This window comes from Methylovorus glucosotrophus, from assembly GCF_009858335.1.
In the GTDB taxonomy this organism is placed as follows: domain Bacteria; phylum Pseudomonadota; class Gammaproteobacteria; order Burkholderiales; family Methylophilaceae; genus Methylovorus; species Methylovorus glucosotrophus.
In genome coordinates this window covers 511,404-527,649 of record NZ_VMSE01000002.1, presented here as the reverse complement: position 1 = coordinate 527,649, position 16,246 = coordinate 511,404, and the positions used below count along the sequence as shown (strand labels likewise).

Annotated in this window: 14 protein-coding genes; 7 read left to right on the top strand and 7 right to left on the bottom strand. The window is 55.9% G+C overall.

The window, feature by feature from the left end; all coding sequences use genetic code 11:
* Positions 1 to 81: 81 nt before the first annotated feature.
* On the bottom strand, positions 82 to 285 hold the full coding sequence (locus FNL37_RS13575; protein WP_013441419.1) for a cold-shock protein: 204 nt from the start codon (positions 283 to 285) through the stop codon (positions 82 to 84).
* Positions 286 to 702: 417 nt separating this feature from the next.
* On the opposite strand from FNL37_RS13575, the gene pilB reads away from it, so the two are divergent.
* Positions 703 to 2,424 carry a type IV-A pilus assembly ATPase PilB gene (gene pilB / locus FNL37_RS13570; RefSeq protein WP_015829464.1) on the top strand — a complete coding sequence of 574 codons (1,722 nt, stop codon included), beginning with the start codon at positions 703 to 705 and terminating at the stop codon, positions 2,422 to 2,424.
* A 32-nt stretch (positions 2,425 to 2,456) separates the two neighbouring features.
* Positions 2,457 to 3,668: a type II secretion system F family protein gene (locus FNL37_RS13565; RefSeq protein WP_159356494.1), complete on the top strand. Its 1,212-nt coding sequence runs from the start codon at positions 2,457 to 2,459 to the stop codon at positions 3,666 to 3,668.
* Positions 3,669 to 3,771: 103 nt separating this feature from the next.
* On the opposite strand, the gene FNL37_RS13560 is transcribed toward FNL37_RS13565, so the two are convergent.
* Genes FNL37_RS13560 through FNL37_RS13535 form a run of 6 tightly spaced genes read right to left on the bottom strand, consistent with a single transcriptional unit; the run spans position 3,772 to position 9,832 of the window.
* Positions 3,772 to 4,494: a DsbC family protein gene (locus FNL37_RS13560; protein ID WP_159356493.1), complete on the bottom strand. Its 723-nt coding sequence runs from the start codon at positions 4,492 to 4,494 to the stop codon at positions 3,772 to 3,774.
* A gap of 22 nt (positions 4,495 to 4,516) precedes the next feature.
* Positions 4,517 to 5,677: an FAD-dependent monooxygenase gene (locus FNL37_RS13555; protein WP_159356492.1), complete on the bottom strand. Its 1,161-nt coding sequence runs from the start codon at positions 5,675 to 5,677 to the stop codon at positions 4,517 to 4,519.
* On the bottom strand, positions 5,674 to 6,846 hold the full coding sequence (locus tag FNL37_RS13550) for an FAD-dependent oxidoreductase (protein WP_159356491.1): 1,173 nt from the start codon (positions 6,844 to 6,846) through the stop codon (positions 5,674 to 5,676). The genes FNL37_RS13555 and FNL37_RS13550 overlap by 4 nt, the downstream gene beginning before the upstream one ends.
* Positions 6,843 to 8,147: an aminopeptidase P N-terminal domain-containing protein gene (locus tag FNL37_RS13545; protein ID WP_159356490.1), complete on the bottom strand. Its 1,305-nt coding sequence runs from the start codon at positions 8,145 to 8,147 to the stop codon at positions 6,843 to 6,845. Before FNL37_RS13545 ends, FNL37_RS13550 begins: the two co-directional genes overlap by 4 nt.
* Before the next feature lie 9 nt (positions 8,148 to 8,156).
* Positions 8,157 to 8,843, bottom strand: coding sequence for an N-acetylmuramate alpha-1-phosphate uridylyltransferase MurU (gene murU, locus FNL37_RS13540; RefSeq protein ID WP_159356489.1), 687 nt, complete (start codon positions 8,841 to 8,843; stop codon positions 8,157 to 8,159).
* Positions 8,843 to 9,832 carry an aminoglycoside phosphotransferase family protein gene (locus tag FNL37_RS13535; RefSeq protein WP_159356488.1) on the bottom strand — a complete coding sequence of 330 codons (990 nt, stop codon included), beginning with the start codon at positions 9,830 to 9,832 and terminating at the stop codon, positions 8,843 to 8,845. The genes murU and FNL37_RS13535 overlap by 1 nt, the downstream gene beginning before the upstream one ends.
* Before the next feature lie 264 nt (positions 9,833 to 10,096).
* On the opposite strand from FNL37_RS13535, the gene FNL37_RS13530 reads away from it, so the two are divergent.
* The 5 genes from FNL37_RS13530 to adk are packed head-to-tail and all read left to right on the top strand — an operon-like array spanning position 10,097 to position 16,225.
* Positions 10,097 to 12,442 carry an LPS-assembly protein LptD gene (locus tag FNL37_RS13530; RefSeq protein WP_244948306.1) on the top strand — a complete coding sequence of 782 codons (2,346 nt, stop codon included), beginning with the start codon at positions 10,097 to 10,099 and terminating at the stop codon, positions 12,440 to 12,442.
* Position 12,443: 1 nt separating this feature from the next.
* On the top strand, positions 12,444 to 13,760 hold the full coding sequence (locus FNL37_RS13525; RefSeq protein ID WP_013441408.1) for a peptidylprolyl isomerase: 1,317 nt from the start codon (positions 12,444 to 12,446) through the stop codon (positions 13,758 to 13,760).
* A gap of 3 nt (positions 13,761 to 13,763) precedes the next feature.
* Positions 13,764 to 14,762: a 4-hydroxythreonine-4-phosphate dehydrogenase PdxA gene (gene pdxA / locus FNL37_RS13520; RefSeq protein ID WP_159356487.1), complete on the top strand. Its 999-nt coding sequence runs from the start codon at positions 13,764 to 13,766 to the stop codon at positions 14,760 to 14,762.
* Complete coding sequence (gene rsmA, locus FNL37_RS13515) at positions 14,759 to 15,523, top strand: 16S rRNA (adenine(1518)-N(6)/adenine(1519)-N(6))-dimethyltransferase RsmA (protein WP_159356486.1); 765 nt, start codon at positions 14,759 to 14,761, stop codon at positions 15,521 to 15,523. The genes pdxA and rsmA overlap by 4 nt, the downstream gene beginning before the upstream one ends.
* Before the next feature lie 48 nt (positions 15,524 to 15,571).
* The gene (gene adk / locus FNL37_RS13510; protein ID WP_013441405.1) at positions 15,572 to 16,225 is read left to right on the top strand and encodes an adenylate kinase; all 654 of its coding nucleotides are present in this window, start codon (positions 15,572 to 15,574) and stop codon (positions 16,223 to 16,225) included.
* Positions 16,226 to 16,246: the final 21 nt, after the last annotated feature.

The window sequence follows — 16,246 nt, the reverse complement described above, 5'->3', positions numbered from 1 at the left end:
CTAACATGCGCAAAACTCACTACAAATGAAAACGGCCCGCGTGACGGGCCGTTTTCATGAAGACTGGTTAGCTTAAAAAGCTTAGGCCTTCTGGATGTTGGAAGCCTGTTTGCCTTTAGGGCCTTCGGTAACGTCAAAGCTTACGCGCTGACCTTCCTTAAGACTTTTGTAGCCAGACTCTACAATTGCGGAGAAGTGTGCGAACAAATCGTCGCCACCATCGTCCGGGGTAATGAAACCAAAACCTTTGGAGTCATTAAACCACTTTACGGTACCTGTTGCCATTTCATACTTCCTTGCTAAAACATTAAGAGGAGGCGTCCTCAAAAGTTTGTACTTCAAGACTTTAAGTCGGTAGTGCCGGCTACTATGACCTCGAATCCAAACGCCTGAACGCGTTTTTACGTGTGTTGAATCAAGAAGTCAAGGTTTTTTTAGCGTTTTTTGCATTTTATTTGAACTTTTTAAAACAGTTCCAATACAAGACAGCTAAGTACCTAATTCAACTACGCTATTTACCCCTAATCTGACGGGGCACGCCAAGTATTCACTTGGATTCTGAAGTGCAATGGCTATTTATCTGTATTGAAATGCAAAATTTGTCACCTGTATATGTCACTTGCTTTACAAAAAAAAGCCGACCGTGCATTATTAAATGTCGTGAAAACTCCCAATACAAGCACAGCAAGGTCGGTTATCTGAATGGCAGCCACCACCCTTCCCAGTAAGTTAGGCGGGCTTGCACGCATGCTGGTGCAAGAGCAACTGCTATCGGAAGAAGACGCGGCCAGTGTACAGGCCAGTGCAACTGCACAACGCATCCCCTTTGTCAGCCAACTGGTACAAAGCAAGAAACTGCCGGCACTGAAAATTGCCGAGACGGCAGCCAATGCCTTCGGCTTCCCCTTGTTTGATCTTGATGCTTTAAATCCCGATTACATTCCGGCCAAAACGATAGACACCAAGCTCATGGCGAGCAGCCGTGTCATGGCATTGCAAAGCCGCGGCAATTCGCTGTTTGTCGCCCTGTCCGACCCCACCAATCTGCATGCCCTGGATGATGTGCAGTTTCAGGTGGGCATGGCGCTTTCCCCTGTGGTGGTCGAAGAAGACAAACTGAGCAAGTGGATTGCCAGACTGGTGGAAGCGAGCGATACCAGCATGCAATCGCTCAGCATGAGCGATGAATTTAGCCTGGACATGGAATCCGGCAATGAGCCGGTGGAGCAAGAAGTCAGCAGTGCGGAAATTGACGATGCTCCGGTGGTGAAATACATCCAGAAGATACTGCTGGATGCGATCAACATGGGTGCCTCTGACCTGCATTTCGAACCGTATGAAAAGTATTACCGCATTCGCTATCGGGTAGATGGTGTGTTGCAGGAAATCGCCCAGCCACCGCTGGCCATCAAGGAAAAAATGGCCTCCCGCATCAAGGTGATCTCCAATCTGGATATCTCGGAAAAGCGTGTTCCGCAGGATGGCCGCATGAAACTGGTGCTGTCCAAAACCCGGACCATCGACTTCCGCGTCAGCACCCTGCCCATGATCAATGGCGAAAAAATCGTCATGCGGATTCTGGACCCAAGCAGCGCCACGCTAGGCATTGAGGCACTGGGTTATGAGCCTGACCAGAAAGAGGCACTGCTCAGTGCCGTCAGCCGCCCATATGGATTGGTACTGGTCACTGGGCCCACTGGCTCTGGCAAAACCGTGTCTCTCTATACCTGCCTCAATATTCTCAATAGCCCAGGCGTCAACATTTCCACTGCGGAAGACCCGGCGGAAATACCCTTGCCTGGCATCAACCAGGTGAATGTGAATGACAAGCAGGGCCTGACCTTTGCCGCTGCCTTGAAAGCATTTTTGCGGCAGGATCCCGATATCATCATGATCGGGGAAATTCGCGATCTGGAAACCGCCGACATGGCGATCAAGGCCGCCTCGACCGGCCACATGGTGCTGTCCACCCTGCATACCAACGATGCGCCATCGACCCTGACCCGCCTGATGAATATGGGCGTAGCGCCTTTCAACATTGCCTCGGCTGTTTCGCTGATTACAGCCCAGCGCCTGGCACGACGCTTGTGCCCGCATTGCAGAGAGCCACTCGACCTGCCAAAAGAAGCGCTGCTCAGTGTGGGATTCACCGAAGCTGATCTGGATGGAAGCTGGCAACTGTATGGGCCGCGCGAGGGTGGCTGCGAGATGTGCAATGGCGGCTACAAAGGTCGGGTGGGGATTTACCAGGTCATGCCCGTTTCAGACGAAATGAGCCGTATCATCATGAAAAACGGCACCGCGCATGATATTGCGGACCAGGCCAAGCGCGAAGGCGTACGTGACCTTCGCCAGTCAGGTCTCATGAAAGTCAAACAGGGTCTCACTTCCATCGCAGAGGTTGAGGCAGTGACCAATGAATAATCCGCCAACCATAGCATCACTCAGGGGTAATTATGGCCGCACAAGCTAGCAAGGAAGTGATCTACGCCTGGGAAGGCACGGACAAAAAAGGCAAAAAAATCAAAGGCGAAGTCAAAGCCAGTGGCGAAGCCTTCGTCAATGCCACCTTGCGTCGCCAGGGCATTACCGTTACCAAGATCAAAAAACAGAGCGGCCTCAAGTCTGGCGGCAAGGTCAAGGAAAAGGATGTCACGCTATTTACGCGTCAACTGGCCACCATGATGAAAGCCGGCGTGCCGCTGCTACAGGCATTTGAGATTGTCGGCAAAGGGCATAACAATCCCGCGGTTTCCAAACTGCTGGGCGATATCAAATCCGACGTGGAAACTGGCAGCAGTCTCAGCCAGGCGTTCCGAAAATACCCGCTTTACTTTGATGCCCTTTATTGCAACCTCGTAGGCGCGGGTGAGCAAGCCGGTATTCTGGATTCGCTACTGGAGCGCCTGGCGACCTACAAAGAAAAAATCCTCGCGATCAAAAGCAAGATCAAATCGGCGCTGTTTTACCCCGTCTCCATCGTTGTCGTCGCCTTTATCATCACTGCCGTCATCATGATTTTCGTGATTCCGGCATTCAAGGAGTTGTTCACCAGCTTTGGTGCAGACTTGCCAGCGCCCACCTTGCTGGTCATGGCGATTTCCGACTTTTTCGTCGAATACTGGTGGGCAATTTTTGGGGCCATTGGTGGCGGCGTGTGGTTTTTCTTCTACTCATGGAAGCGCTCGATCAAGATGCAAGCGACCATGGACCGGCTTGTTCTTAAAATTCCGGTATTTGGAGAGTTGATACGCAAGGCCACCATCGCCCGCTTTGCCCGCACCCTCTCCACCATGTTTGCCGCCGGCGTGCCACTGGTGGAAGCACTGGACTCCGTTGCCGGCGCATCGGGCAATCGCGTTTACTATGAGGCAACCAAGCAGATTCAAAGCGAGATCAGCACGGGTACCAGCCTCACCGTGGCCATGCAGAATGTAGAAGTTTTCCCGAATATGGTATTGCAAATGGTCGCCATTGGTGAGGAATCGGGTGCGCTTGACTCGATGCTGTCCAAGGTCGCCGATTTCTACGAAGCAGAAGTGGATGATGCCGTAGAAGCCTTGTCCAGCCTGATGGAGCCTATCATCATGGTCGTGCTGGGCACGCTGATCGGGGGGCTGGTCATCGCCATGTACCTGCCTATCTTCAAGATGGGGCAAGTGGTTTAAGGCGCGTTGCAACAGATTAGCCCGCTGGCTTTTCAGCGGGTTGCGGACACAAAAAAAGAGGCGGATTACCGCCTCTTTTTTTACAGCCCGAAAACAGTGACTGTTATTTCTTGGCTGGCGTGGTACTCATGGCTTTTTCAATATCCTTCGCAGGATACGCACCCAGCATGCGTTTGCCATCGGCAAAAATCAGGGTGGGGGTGCTCACCACGCCCAGTTTGCGACCAAGCTCGGCCGATTTATCAATCGCAGAAGTATCGCAGTTACCGGCTTTGGCCAGCTGACCATTCAGTACCCAATCCTGCCAGGCCTTGGCGCGATCAGCAGCGCACCAGATCGCCTTGGATTTGTTTACCGCATCAGGATGCAGTTGTTCCAGCGGGAAAAGGAAGGTGTAGATCGTGACATCGTTGATGTTCACCAGCTCCTTTTGCTCAAGCCGTTTGCAATAAGGGCAGTCGGGGTCAGAAAACACGACCAGCTTGCGGCTGCCATTGCCCTTGACGACCTTGATGGCCTGATCCAGCGGCAAGGAAGAAAAGTCCACCTTGGTCAGTTCATCCAGACGCTCGCCAGTCACATCACGCTTGGACTTGGGCTCGATAAGACGGCCATCCGCAATCAGAAAGCTGAATTTGTCGTCGGTATAGATAATCTGACCATCCAGAAATACTTCATACAAGCCGGCATAGCTGGTTTTGGTAATGCTTTCAACCCGCACTTTGGGATACGTCGCTTCAATCGCCTTGCGCAGGCTGGCTTCATCGGCGTGGACATTCAGGCTGAACGCCGCAACCAGCATCATTCCCATCAACTTCTTAATCATGAAATTTCCTTAATCAAACTGCTTAAATAATAGCGTGCTGTATCAGCGGTTTTTTCAATGCGGAAGCATCTACCAGCCGCATGCCATGATTACGCAAACGCCGTAGCACCGGATGCTCACTGGCAAAAAGCAGTTGCAAGCCATGCGTCAATCCCTGCAACGATACCATATCCGTCTTGCGCGACCGCTCGTAATGACGCAAAAGCTGAATATCGCCCCAGCTTTGCAGGGCGTGTCGCCGGGTCAGACTCTGCATCAGGCTAACCACATCGCGAAAGCCCAGATTCACTCCTTGCCCAGCCAGCGGATGCACCTGATGCGCGGCATCGCCCACCAGCGCCAGATGGGGCTTCACCAGCACATGCGATGTCTGTTTGACCAGAGGAAACGCAGCAGCTGGCGTAATCAGGCGCAAAGCGCCCAAGGCATGCTGCCCAGCCTCAGCCACACGTGCCTCCAGCGCCGCGGCATCCATGGCAAGTAATTCTTTTGCCCCCTCCGTGGACCAGACAATCGAAATGCGGTTCCCCGGCAATGGCAACCAGGCCAGGATTCCATCCTTATTCAGCCATTGCCGCGCGATATTGCCGTGTGGCAATGCCGTTTCGAAATTCGCCACCAACCCTTGCTGGGCATACACATGTTTATCGCTGCTGATGCCGGCCTGCTGCCGTACCCAGGAGGCCCCGCCATCGGCTGCCACCAGCAGGTCGGCACTAATTTTCTCACCACTTTCCAGCGTCAGCGTAGCGGCTTTGTCACTGAAAGAGGCACCCGCACACGCAGTACCAAATCGCAGATCAACGCCAGCCTCGTCCAGAGCTTGCAGTAGCGCCTGCTGCAAGGCCATGTTTTCAACAATAAACCCCAGTTGGGAGGCGCCTATGTCTTCGGCGTCAAAATGCAACTGGTCTTGGGCGCTATCGCCCCAGACCATCATGCGATCGATCGGGCAAATTCGCTCCGCGGGGATACGCGACCAGACACCCAGCGCTGCCAGCCACTCGGCATTGCCCGGGGTGATGGCATAAATCCGGCTATCCCAGTCATGCGTGAGTTCCTCGGAAGAGCGTGCTGCACGATCCAGCAAAATAGCATGCATGCCCTGGGGCGTGGCCGCCAGCGCCGTTGCCAACCCCACCAGGCCGCCACCTACCACTACCATCTCAGCGCGGGTACTCATCCACGGCTCCCAAAACTCATCTTGCGCACCAATCTGTGTTTAACAAAAGGCACCACATCCAGCAAACCCAGGCCTACACCCCGCATGCGATTGAGTCCGACAATGTCATTGGAAAACAGGTTGACGAGGAAATCGGTAAACAGCAAACCGCGCTTGGTATCGGTTTTACGGCTGGCACTGTAAGCCTTGAACATATCCGGGCTTCCCCATGCGGCGGCAGGCGTTTCGGCAATTTTCCTGGCCAGCTCCCAGGCATCGCGCAGCCCCACATTGAAACCTTGCCCGGCCACCGGATGCATGGTCTGGGCGGCATTGCCGATCACCACCAGATGGGGCGCAGTTACGGGATCAAGATAGGACAGCTTGAGCGGAAAGCTCATGCGCTTTTCCACCTGCAAAAAACGCCCAACGCGATCACCAAAGTGCTGATGCAACTGCTGCAGGAAGACCTCGTCCGGCAGTTCCAGCAAACCGTGGATGGCATCTGCCTGTCCAGTCCATACCAGCGAAAAGTCACGCGGCCCATTGGGCAACAGGGCGACCGGGCCATCCGGGGTGAATCGCTCATAGGCAATATTGTCGTGGGCCAGCTCGGCGCGGACCTTGGTAACCAGGGCATCATGTCCATAGTGCTTGGTTTCGCGCTTCAGCCCCGGAATATCGCCCAGGCTGCGGCCACCATCGGCCAGGACTACCAGCTTGCCGGTCAGGGTATGTGTCACGCCATGCTGCCGGTAACTCACTTCACCATGTTCGGCTGAAGGCGTAATCGTCAGCACCTCGGCTTCATGGCGGATATCGGTCTCGTTATCCTGCTGTAATGCGCGATCAAGCACACGGCTCAGATTGCCATAGGAGAGCACATAACCCAGCGCCGATTGGCCGTGCTCTTCCGCCCGCAAGCGCGAGCGGCCCAGGCTGCCACGTTGTGAAATATGAATGGTGTTGATGGCGGTCGCCTGCTCTGCAAGCTGGCTCCATAGACCGAGCTTTTCCAGAATGACGCGCGTACCATAAGACAAAGCAAGCGCGCGCTGATCCGCATGTGCTGCACCGGGCGCACGGGCTTCCAGCAAGGTGGCACGCAGGCCCTGCTTGCGCAGCGTGAGTGCCAGAGTAGCGCCGACCGGACCGCCACCTACGATAATGATATCGGCCTGATCACTCATGCTGCCCTCATCAACTCTTCAATCGCGGCGACGGTTTTAGGTGCCGATTCGGTAATGATGTCGCAACCCTCGGCAGTCACCAGCGCATCATCTTCAATACGGATGCCGATATTCCAGAACGCTTCCGGCACACCGTCGGCAGGTCGAATGTAACAACCCGGCTCCACCGTCAGCACCATGCCTGGCTGCAATGTGCGCCATTCGCCGTCCAGCTTGTACTCACCTGCATCATGTACATCCAGGCCTAACCAGTGGCCAGTGCGATGCATGTAAAACTGGCGATAATCGCCCGACTCAAGCACCGCATCCACTGTGCCACGACACAGGCCCAGATCAATAAAGCCTTGCGCCAACACCTTGAGTGCGGCTTCATGCGGGGCGTTCCAGTGCGATTGCGGGTTGACCTGGGCGATGGCGGCGTATTGCGCCGCCAGCACGAGCTCATAAACATCCTTTTGCGCCCCACTGAATCGGCCATTGACGGGAAAAGTCCGCGTAATGTCCGAAGCATAACCATCCAGTTCGCAGCCCGCGTCGATCAGCAACAGATCGCCATCGTTGAGCGGCGCATTGTTGGCGATGTAATGCAGCACGCAGGCATTCGCGCCGCCGGCCACGATGGAGGTATATGCTGGATACTGGCTGCCATGGTGATAAAAGGTATGCAGCAACTCGGCTTCAATTTCGTATTCATGCTTGCCGGGCCTGGTGACCTGCATGGCACGCGCATGTGCTTCAGCCGAAATAACGGCCGCACGGCGCATGGTGGCAAGCTCCTGCGGCGACTTGATAAGCCGCATCTCGTCCAGCAAGGCTCTCACATCGCGAATCGCAGCAGGCGCGCTGACCCCCGCCCGGCCCTGACTGCGCAATTGATTGATCCACCCCGTCACGCGCTGATCCCAGGCCGCATCGGCGCCCAGGCTGAAGTAAAGTTCGGGCTGATTGGCGAGCAAGGCCGGGATGCGGGTATCCAGTTCGCTGATGGAGTAGGCTTCGTCGACGCCGAACTCGGCCAACGCACCGGCGGGACCATGGCGAAAGCCATCCCAGATTTCGCGTTCCATATCCTTGTTGCGGCAGAACAGGATGCTTTTGGGGGTATCCCCGGCAATCACCACGATCACGGCTTCGGGCTCGGTAAAGCCCGTCAGGTAGTAAAAGTAGCTGTCATAGCGATAGGGATAATGGGTATCCCGATTGCGCAGGGCCTCTGCGGCGGTAGGGATGATGGCGACACCCTGCCCCATGCGGCTGGCAAGGGTGGCACGGCGGGATTGCAAATGCGGTATATCTAGCATGGCATGACCTTAAGCATGTGACTCATTCAGATAGGCATCCAGCTGCGCCAGCTGGGCAGGCGTGCCTATATTGTCCCAAACACCCGAAAAATGCCGGCCGGCCAATTGCTGCCTGGCGATCGCCTGTTTGAACAGGGGCAGCATGGGCATGCTTGCCCCCGCGGGTACGCTGGCAAAAAAAGCAGGCTGAAAAACCCCGATATTGGCATAGGTCAGCTTGGGGTTGCCATCCAGCTGAATCAAGCCATCGACCAGACCAAAATCCCCGGCCGCGTGCCAGGATGGATTGTCCACCATCCACAGGCAGGCCAGGGCAGCATCATTTTCGGCCAGCAAACCTTCGCTCAACTCCCGGTAATCCGCCTCAACATAAATGTCGCCACTGATCACCAGAAAAGGCGCATCGCCCAACAAAGGCAAGGCCGCGGCTACGCCGCCCGCTGTTTCCAGCGCCTCGGCTTCTCGCGAGTACTCTATCGACAGGCCCCAGGCGCTGCCGTTCCCCAGTGCCTGCTCAATTTGCGCGCCGAGGTAGGCATGATTGATGACCACCTCGGAAAAGCCCGCGGCGGCCAGATGCTCGAGGTGATGCACGATCAATGGCTTGCCACCCGCTTTCAATAAAGGCTTGGGCGTATGGTCGGTCAGCGGCCGCATGCGGGAGCCGCGGCCCGCCGCCAGTATCATCGCGCGCATCAGAAGGTCAAACCCTGCTGCGGGGCAACATCATGCAGTTGATCCAGCAGGCGCCACATCGGGCGCAGCTCGGTATAGCGGGCGCAGACACGGCGCAAATATTCCAGCACCAGTGGCATGTCCTTGAGATAACCATCCTTGCCATCGCGGTAATTCAGACGGGCAAAAATCCCCAGCACCTTGATATGACGCTGCGCGCCCATGAACTCAAAATCGCGATAAAACTCGGAAAAATCCTGCGGCACCGGCAAACCTGCATCGCGTGCCGATTGCCAGTAGCGCACCGTCCAATCCAGCACCTGCTCTTCTTCCCAGGCGATGTAGGCATCCTTGAACAGAGAGACCAGATCATAGGTAATCGGCCCATACACGGCATCCTGAAAATCCAGCACGCCGGGGTTAGGCTCGCAGAGCATCAGGTTGCGGGCATGGTAATCACGATGCACATAGACTTGGCCCTGAGACAGCGCATTTTGGGTAAGGACGGCAAAGGTGCTGTCCAGCACCGCCTGTTGTTTTGCATCCAGCTCCCTGTTCAGATGCCGTTTGACATACCAGTCCGGGAACAGCTGCATTTCCCGCATGAGCAAGGCTTCATCGTATGGAGGCAAAACGCCAGGGCGACTGGCGCGCTGCAATGACACCAGCGCCTGACAGGCATCACGATACAAGGCACTGGCATTGTCTGCCGTCAACACTTGCAGGTAGGTCGTGTCGCCCAGATCACTTAATAACAAAAATCCCTGCTCCAGATCTTGCGCCAGTACCTGCGGCACATGAAGATCAGCCTCCAGTAGCAGCCTGGCGACTTCGACGAATGGCCGGCAATCTTCCTGAGGCGGCGGCGCATCCATCGCAATCAGGGTGCGGTCCGCCAGATGTACTCGAAAATAACGCCGGAAACTGGCATCGGCCGAGGCCGTGGTCAGCTGATAAGCGGCATGGTTCAGAACCTGATCCAGCCACGCCTGCAGTTGAGTCAATCGCATGGGGTAAAAACTTCCTGACAAAATTAACACTTGTGGCAACGCCTGCGAATGCTTGCGCGACGCGGTTTTCACGCTATCGGCGGCAAAGATATGCATTGCCTAAAAATTGAATTTATGCGATTTTATCACCCTATAACAAAGTCCCACCCACACTTTTTGCGTAGCCCAACCATAGTGAAAATCCGCCGACTACCATTTGCCGTAGCCCTCATTTGCCTCAACTACAGTTCAGTCCAAGCCGCAGAGACATCCGAACTCGAGCAAATGGGCAGCGCTCCGTTGCAGACCGTGGGCGTCAACAGCCAGCCGGGTGAAGTCGTCATTGAAGGCGACAAGCTGCAGATGAATCTGGGCCGCAAAATGAAAGCCACCGGCAATGCCTCGCTGCACCAGCAAAGTCAGGATGTATACGGCGATGTGATTGAGTACGACGAGCAAAACGAAGCCCTGCACGTGCTGGGCAATGCCCGCATCGAGTCTGGTGGCGGTGTCGTCACCGGCCCGGAGCTGCGCATGCAGCTGCATGAAAACATAGGCGAAATGCGCGACGCCTCCTTCAAGCTCAATAATCAGTTCACCGGGATCCCGCTGGCAGGCGCTGCCAACCTGGGCACCACAAAAACCTTTGCCGACCCGAATGAAATCATAGCGGACAGCAACTCGCAGATCAGCTCACAAAATATAGACGACAAATCCAGCAGTTCGCCAGGCTTCCAGAAGAAAATAGGCGCATCGCGCGGTGATGCCTCGGCCATTTTCTTTGAAGGCCAGGATAAAAAGCGCCTGACCAGTGCACGCTACACCACTTGCGAAGTGGGCAAGGATGACTGGTACATCAAGGCCAGTGAGCTTGAGCTGGATGATTACACCAAGACGGCCACCGCCCGCAATGCGCGCGTGGAGTTCTTGAATACGCCGATTCTGTATACGCCATGGATCAGTTTTTCCTTCCTGAATCAGCGCAAGACCGGTTTATTGTCGCCGACCTTTGGCACCACATCGCGTAGCGGTTTTGAATTGCTGACCCCGTTTTACTGGAACATCGCGCCCAATATGGACGCCACCGTCGCCACCCGTTATCTGGGTACGCGCGGCATGCAATACCAAGGGGAATTCCGCTATCTGGGTGAAACCTACTCGGGCATTGATAACGTCGAATATCTTCCAAGTGACTCCAGCACGGGCGATACGCGTTACTACATGCGCTTCAAGCATGACCAGACATTGCCCAATGGTTGGTCGACGGGTTACCAGTTCGAAAAGGTATCGGATGACAAATACTTCTCCGAACTCTCTACCCGCATTACGGTAACCAGCCGCGTGAATTTGCCGCAACAGGCATATTTGAATTACTCGGACGACACATGGAATTTCAATGGCCTCGTGCAAAAGTACCAGACACTGGATGGGGTATCTTACCCATATGAACGCCTGCCACAACTGACACTGACCGGCAACAAAGATGTCGGTGCATTCAACACCAACCTGTACTCCCAATGGGTCAGCTTTGACCGCAACCCCAGCAGTCCAGTAAATCGTACTACCGATAGCGGCGAGACACTGACCACTTCTGTTACCGGCAATCGCTTTACCGCCTACCCATCTGTCAGCCTGCCCATGGCCAGGCCATATGGCTATATCACACCAAAAATTGGTTTGCATTACACAAGCTACGGACTGGAAAACTCCGCCTACACCCTGGGTTCAGTCAGCGGCAATTATGAATCCACCGACCGCACATTGCCGATCGCCAGCATAGACAGCGGACTGTTCTATGACCGCCAGGTACGTGTGGTCAAAAACATGTACACACAGACACTGGAGCCCCGTCTCTACTATGTGTACATTCCGTATCGCGATCAGTCCATGCTGCCGGTGTTTGACAGTTCACAGTCCGACTTGAGCATGAGCACCCTGTTCCTGGAAAACCAGTTCAACGGCAATGACCGCATCAACAACGCCAACCAGATAACCCTGGCAGTCACCTCACGCATGATCGACAGTCGCACGGGTGAGCAGCGGCTTGCCGCCACCGTAGGCCAGCGCTTTTACTTTGCTGACCAGAAGGTGGGTCTTCCCGGTGCAAACCTGCGTACCGGTGACTCCTCCGATATCGTGACCGCCCTCACTGCCAAGCTGCTCAACAAGTGGAGCCTGGATACGGCATGGCAGTTCAATACGGATCGCAGCCGCACCACCAAGGCCAACATCGGTGCCCGCTACAACCCCGAGCCCGGCAAAGTGCTGAATATCGGCTACCGTTACACCGAGGATCGCCTCGAACAGATCAATCTTTCCAGCCAATGGCCGCTGGGCAATGGCTGGTATGGCCTGGGCCGCTGGAACTACTCCCTGCGTGAAACCCGCCCGATTGAAGGTCTGGCGGGGCTTGAATACAACGCAGGCTGCTGGCAGGCGCGTACCGTGCTGCAACGCGTCTCCACCGCAACGGCCAGTGCCAACTATGCCTTCTTTATCCAACTGGAACTGGGCGGCCTGGCCTCCATTGGTTCCAATCCGTTAACTCTGTTAAACCGGGGTATTCCAGGCTACACCAGCACTGGCTTGCTCCCCGATACCGTTCAGCAACAACCATCCTCCTATGAGTAATATGACCATTAAAAACTGCCTGATGGCAGGCCTGTTCCTGTGGGCTGGCGCCTTGCTGCCGCATGTCGCTATCGCCGCACAGGACGGCTCTGTCAACAAGATTGACCGTATCGTGGCCGTCGTCGACCAAGGCGTCGTCACCGAGAAAGAATTAAACGACCGCATTGAAATCGTCAGCGCGCAACTGGAAAAGCAAGGCAACCAGTTACCGCCACGCAATGTGCTCGAAAAACAGATACTGGAGCGCCTGATCAACGACCGGTTGCAGCTTCAGTATGCAGCGCAGACCGGCCTGCGCGTAGACGATGACCAGCTCGACAAGACCATCATGCGTATCGCCGAGCAGAACAAGATGGGAGTACCGGAGTTCAAGGAAGCCCTGGCAGCAGAAGGCATTGTCTACAAGAAATTCCGCGAAGACATCCGCAACGAAATCCTGCTGGCGCGCTTGCGCGAGCGTGAAGTGGACAACCGCGTCAATGTCACCGAATCCGAAGTGGATAACTTCCTGACCACGCAATCCTCCCGTCAGGACTCGTCGGACGAATATGAAATCTCCCACATCCTCATCCGCGCGCCAGAAGATGGATCGCCTGAAGATCTGAAGCGCCTGCGTGAAAAAGCCGAAGATGCCCTGAAAAAACTTCAGGCCGGCGAGGACTTCGGACAGGTATCCGCCCGCGTATCCGATGCACCCAATGCACTGGAAGGCGGCAAGCTGGGATGGAAGACCGCGGCCCAGGTGCCCGCCTTATTCCTGGAAGCACTGAAGCCCATGCAGGTCGGCCAGTTATCCGGCATTCTGCGCAGCCCCAATGGCTTTCATATTCTCAAGCTTACCGACCGTCGTGGTGGCAATACCTCCACCATGGTGCAGCAAACGCATACCCGCCACATCCTGATCAAGACCAGCGAAGTGCTGTCGGAAACAGAAGCCAAGCGCAAGATTGATGGCATCAAGCAACTGATTGATAACGGTGAGGATTTTGGTGAGGCAGCCAAACGCTATTCCAACGATGGCTCGGCAGCCAATGGCGGCGACCTCGGCTGGGTTAACCCGGGTGACACCGTTCCACAATTTGAAAAAGCCATGAATGCCTTGCAGCCAGGGCAGATCAGTGACGCCGTGCGTTCGCCTTTTGGCTGGCATCTGATTCAGGTGCTGGAACGCCGCAACCAGGACATGACGCGCGAAGCAGAACGCATGAAAGCGCGTCAGGAAATCCGCCAGCGCAAAGCTGATGAAGCTTACCAGGACTGGGTGCGCGAACTGCGTGACCGCGCCTATGTCGAGCTGCGCCTGGAAGACAAATATTAAGCAGTGGACAGGCGCTTACCCCACATTGCCATTACCGCTGGCGAACCCGCCGGCATAGGTCCCGATTTGTGTGTGATGCTGGCCAGTCAGCCACTGGCGGCCTGCGTCACCGTCATTGCGGACCGCGACCTGCTCACAGCACGCGCACAACAACTGGGCTTGCCCCTCACCATCACCTCCGACGAAACGGCTCCATCCCTGCACCAGGGCAAGGGTGAGCTGCGGGTGCACCATACCCCGCTAGCCAGCCCGGCCATGGCAGGCACGCTGGATGCGCGCAACAGCGCCTATGTGCTGCGCACGTTGGAGATCGCGCTAGAGGGCTGCGCCAATGGTCGCTTCAACGCCATGGTCACCGCTCCCGTACACAAAGGCGTGATCAATGATGCGGGTATCGCCTTTACCGGCCACACCGAGTTTCTGGCAGAAAAAACCGGCACCGCGCAAGTGGTGATGATGCTGGTAGGCGGCGGCATGCGCGTGGCACTGGCTACCACCCACTTGCCCTTAACCGCCGTCAGTGCTGCCATTACACGCCGCAGCCTGGAAACCACGCTGCGCATCCTGCATCACGACCTGATCCATAAATTCGGCATCGCCCAGCCGCGCATTCTGGTGGCCGGGCTGAATCCGCACGCCGGTGAAGGTGGTTATCTCGGCGATGAAGAAATCACCACCATTACCCCCGTGCTGGATCAGCTGCGCAGCGAGGGCATGCTGCTGCAAGGCCCACTACCGGCAGATACGCTGTTTGCGCCTCATCACCTGCAGCACGGCGATGCGGTGCTGGCGATGTATCATGACCAGGGCCTGCCGGTGCTCAAACACGCCAGCTTCGGCGGCGGCGTCAACGTCACGCTGGGGCTGCCCATCATCCGCACCTCGGTAGACCATGGCACGGCACTCGACCTTGCTGGCACCGGCAACGCCAACCCTGGCAGCCTGCTGGCCGCCATCCAGCTTGCCATTGAACTCTCACAGAAAACATCCGCTTCCGCATGAAACACGTTGCAAAAAAACGCTTCGGCCAGAATTTCCTGACAGATCAGGCCATCATCACCAGCCTGGTCAATGCCATCGCCCCGCAGGCGAATGACCTCATGGTCGAAATCGGCCCTGGTCTTGGCGCCCTGACCCAACCCTTGTTGCAACGGTTGGAAAACCTGCACGTGGTGGAAATTGACCGCGACATCATCGCCTGGATGGAAAAGCACTACGCCCCCGGCAAGGTCACCATGCACAACATGGATGCACTGAAATTTGATTTCGCCAGCATTGCGCCCCGGCTGCGCGTGGTCGGCAACCTGCCATACAACATTTCCACCCCCATCCTGTTTCATCTGCTGGATAACGTAACCCACATCATCGACATGCACTTCATGCTGCAAAAGGAAGTGGTCGAGCGCATGGTCGCCGAGCCCTCCAGCGCGGCTTACGGGCGTTTGTCGGTCATGCTGCAATACCATTTGCACATGGAGTATCTGTTCACCGTGCCGCCTGAAGCCTTTGACCCGGCCCCCAAGGTGGAATCCGCCTTTGTACGCTGCGTGCCGCATACCGAGCTGCCATTTCCCGCCAAGGATTACGCCTTGTTTTCCCGTGTGGTGGCGACCGCATTCGGCCAGCGCCGCAAGACGCTGCGCAACACGCTCAAGGGCCTGCTGGATGACGCGGGCTTTGAAGCGCTCGGCATCGATTCGCAGTGGCGCGCAGAAAATCTGCCGCTCTCCGCATTTGTCAGCATCGCCAATTACCTCGTTTGATATAATCGCGGTTTCGATTCCGCACTCAGTACAAAAAAGGAACCTCACGTGAGACTGATACTTCTTGGCGCTCCCGGCGCCGGTAAAGGCACCCAGGCCAATTTCATCAAGGAAAAATTCAATATTCCGCAAATTTCCACCGGCGACATGCTGCGCGCAGCAGTCAAGGCAGGCACGCAACTGGGGCTGGAAGCCAAGAAATTCATGGATGCGGGTGGTCTGGTGCCGGATGAAGTGATCATCGGTCTGGTCAAGGAGCGCATCAAGGATGACGACTGCAAGGCCGGTTTCCTGTTTGATGGCTTTCCACGCACCATTCCGCAAGCCGAAGCGATGAAGCAAGCCGGTGTTGGCATCGATTACGTCGTGGAAATCGACGTCCCCGACGAAGCGATTGTCGAACGCATGAGCGGCCGCCGCTCGCACCCGGCTTCCGGCCGTACCTACCACGTCAAATTCAACCCGCCCAAGGTCGAAGGCAAGGACGACATCACCGGCGAAGACCTGGTGCAGCGTGAAGATGACAAGGAAGAAACCGTGCAAAAGCGCCTGCAGGTTTACCATGAGCAGACCGAACAGCTGATCGGCTACTACTCCGACTGGGCCAAGTCTGGCACCGGCGGCGCTCCGCAGTACGTCAAGGTCAATGGCCTGGGCGACATGAACAAGATACGCGACAGCATTTTTGATGCCTTGAAGTAAGCTGTTTACTGCATCTTGCGT

What these genes read in the sequence shown, in the direction of transcription:
- FNL37_RS13575 (WP_013441419.1), bottom strand. Translation starts at nt 285, where the DNA reads ATGGCAACAGGTACCGTAAAGTGGTTTAATGACTCCAAAGGTTTTGGT.
- FNL37_RS13545 (WP_159356490.1), bottom strand. Translation starts at nt 8,147, where the DNA reads ATGCTAGATATACCGCATTTGCAATCCCGCCGTGCCACCCTTGCCAGC.
- rsmA (WP_159356486.1), top strand. Translation starts at nt 14,759, where the DNA reads ATGAAACACGTTGCAAAAAAACGCTTCGGCCAGAATTTCCTGACAGAT.
- FNL37_RS13560 (WP_159356493.1), bottom strand. Translation starts at nt 4,494, where the DNA reads ATGATTAAGAAGTTGATGGGAATGATGCTGGTTGCGGCGTTCAGCCTG.
- FNL37_RS13555 (WP_159356492.1), bottom strand. Translation starts at nt 5,677, where the DNA reads ATGAGTACCCGCGCTGAGATGGTAGTGGTAGGTGGCGGCCTGGTGGGG.
- FNL37_RS13550 (WP_159356491.1), bottom strand. Translation starts at nt 6,846, where the DNA reads ATGAGTGATCAGGCCGATATCATTATCGTAGGTGGCGGTCCGGTCGGC.
- murU (WP_159356489.1), bottom strand. Translation starts at nt 8,843, where the DNA reads ATGCGCGCGATGATACTGGCGGCGGGCCGCGGCTCCCGCATGCGGCCG.
- pilB (WP_015829464.1), top strand. Translation starts at nt 703, where the DNA reads ATGGCAGCCACCACCCTTCCCAGTAAGTTAGGCGGGCTTGCACGCATG.
- FNL37_RS13565 (WP_159356494.1), top strand. Translation starts at nt 2,457, where the DNA reads ATGGCCGCACAAGCTAGCAAGGAAGTGATCTACGCCTGGGAAGGCACG.
- FNL37_RS13525 (WP_013441408.1), top strand. Translation starts at nt 12,444, where the DNA reads ATGACCATTAAAAACTGCCTGATGGCAGGCCTGTTCCTGTGGGCTGGC.
- FNL37_RS13530 (WP_244948306.1), top strand. Translation starts at nt 10,097, where the DNA reads ATGGGCAGCGCTCCGTTGCAGACCGTGGGCGTCAACAGCCAGCCGGGT.
- FNL37_RS13535 (WP_159356488.1), bottom strand. Translation starts at nt 9,832, where the DNA reads ATGCGATTGACTCAACTGCAGGCGTGGCTGGATCAGGTTCTGAACCAT.